Origin of the sequence: Streptomyces albospinus (genome assembly GCF_014648695.1) — a bacterium.
Taxonomy (GTDB): Bacteria; Actinomycetota; Actinomycetes; order Streptomycetales; family Streptomycetaceae; genus Streptomyces; species Streptomyces albospinus.
In genome coordinates, this window is sequence record NZ_BMRP01000153.1 from 1 (window position 1) to 589 (window position 589).

Genomic DNA, 589 nt, shown 5'->3' on the forward strand with positions numbered 1-589 from the left:
AGCCACTCTTTGGCCTTGGTGTCCACGCTGATCACCGGCTGGTTGTCTTCGAGGAAGGTCGCGGCAGTGGCGTTGATGTGCGTGAACTGAGCATCCCGGTCCGGATGACTGGCACCTTCCGTGGTCTTGGCGGTGCCCTGCAGGCTGTATCCCAGGGTGTGCAGCAGGCGTCCAACGGTCGCCGCGCTGACCCGGTGGCCCTGAGTGGTCAGCGCTGAGGCCAGGGACCGCAGCGAGAGCGTGGTCCAGCGCAACGGCGAGACCGGATCGCCCCGGGTGTGCGGCTCGATCAGAGCTTCAAGCGCGGGCAGCAGACCGGGGTCGGTGACCGTCACCGGCTTACGGCCGGCTCCTGGAGCCCGGATCCGCCCGGCTGGCAAAGGGGGCCCGGACAGCTCGGCGATCCCGCGTGCGATGGTGGCCGCACTGGCGCCAGAAGCGGCAGCCACCAGCGTGATCCCGCTGTGGCCAAGCGCGGCGGCTTCGCTGGCCAGGTAGATCCGACGGCGCCGCTCATCGAGATGGGGAAGAAACTGATCGAACTTCGCCCTCAAAGCCACAACCGAAGCCCGAGCGGCCGTACGTGCAG

1 protein-coding gene is annotated in these 589 nt (G+C 68.3%); it reads right to left on the reverse strand.

Annotated features, from left to right (window positions below):
• The coding region (locus IEZ17_RS41730) for an ISAzo13 family transposase (RefSeq protein WP_189308841.1) at positions 1-560 on the reverse strand (560 nt) is incomplete at its 3' end.
• Positions 561-589: the final 29 nt, after the last annotated feature.